Consider the following 1,410-nt stretch of genomic DNA (forward strand, 5'->3'; position numbering starts at 1 on the left):
AGGTACGGCTATGGAGCCCATACCTATATGGAATTCCTGTTGCGCGGCTCCAAAGTCGGCAATGATGGGGTAGAAGTCCAGCTCTTTCACCGGTGGCTTTCGGCTTGGTGTATGGGCAAAAAAGTCGTATAGAACGGAATTTCCATGGTGTGAGTGTGCCAGCAGGAAACCACCTCCACCCAGAGAGGATAAAACAGGCTCGCATACACAACTGGAAAACAGGGCTGCCAGAGCTGCGTCAAAGGCGTTGCCGCCAGCTTCGAGTATGCTGGCGGCCGCACCTGCAGTGTCATGATGGCCGGCAGCTATAATACCAATAGGATTTTTCATGGAATAATTCGTACAACCGGATATTTGTACCAGACTCTAAAATATAGGGTATTTGCCTAAGGAGTCTCTGACTGATTCGCTGATGAGTTGAGTTTGGATCTAAATGGCGATGATCGCAAGGTACGCATATCTTAAGACCCAAAGGCAGCATCTCGGCTAGTAAGAGGTCCAATAATGCGAATTGCTTGCTATTGATGTATGTGGAAAGGGTGTGAACACGTTCCTGTTTTTTGTTTGAAAATTAACGTTATAGTGGTTTTTTACATGCTGACTGCATAAATGGCGGTAGTATGATGGCGGTTTCTGGCGAATCCTGCCGATTGTGAGATGGGCTGAGTTACATACTACCCGTCTGTTTTACCTATGATTAACTATATTTAGAGTAGTATTGCAGATCTAGGAGGCTGTCGGGTTTATCCGTTTGAAGCGAAAATCACTGGGGGCGAATCAAATCAGTTTATCGAACGCGGCGAATAGTGGGCCTATTTAACGAGTTTGATAAGCTGAGTTGATCGCCATCCAGGGATTTGCAGCCAAATAGTGTTAAACCCGACAGCCTCCTAGACCCGGAAGGATATTGAATGGGCGTGGTGCCAAAACATAACACTGTTCAGATGCTCAAGAAGCTGGTTCCTCTTAATCTTTTGTCGGGAGAGGATCTCGAGCAGTTGTTGCAGACTGCAAGTTTCAACAAGGAAAAGGCCGGGACCTACCTTTTCCGCCAGGGTGACACTGATTACCATAATGTGTATCTGCTCTCAGGTCAGGTTGCGCTTCTGGACAAGATGCGGGAGGTGGATAGAATCACCGCGGGTAGTGAGACGGCCAGATTTCCGCTTGCTCACCAGATTCCAAGAAAAAACTCAGTACGGGCAATCGGCCGGGTGGAATATGTTCTTATTGATAACCGCAAGCTTAGTGAGCTGCTGGTTCGCTCCAATGATGACGATTACAAGGTGGCAGACCTGAATGCTGCGGTTACTGATGATTGGATGTCCCAACTTCTCCAATCCAAGGTGTTTCAGCAGATCCCCGCTGCAAATATTCAAAGCGTAATCATGCGCATGGAAGAGGTAGGGG

General features: G+C 47.7%; 2 protein-coding genes. One reads left to right on the forward strand and one right to left on the reverse strand.

Annotated features, from left to right (window positions below):
* The coding region (locus tag KOO63_04870; GenBank protein MBU8921136.1) for a gamma-glutamyltransferase at window positions 1-330 on the reverse strand (330 nt) is incomplete at its 3' end.
* A 581-nt stretch (window positions 331-911) separates the two neighbouring features.
* On the opposite strand from KOO63_04870, the gene KOO63_04875 reads away from it, so the two are divergent.
* On the forward strand, window positions 912-1,410 hold a 499-nt coding region (locus KOO63_04875), incomplete at its 3' end, for a cyclic nucleotide-binding domain-containing protein (protein MBU8921137.1).

The sequence above is a fragment of the Candidatus Latescibacterota bacterium genome (assembly GCA_019038625.1).
GTDB lineage: Bacteria > Krumholzibacteriota > Krumholzibacteriia > Krumholzibacteriales > Krumholzibacteriaceae > JAGLYV01.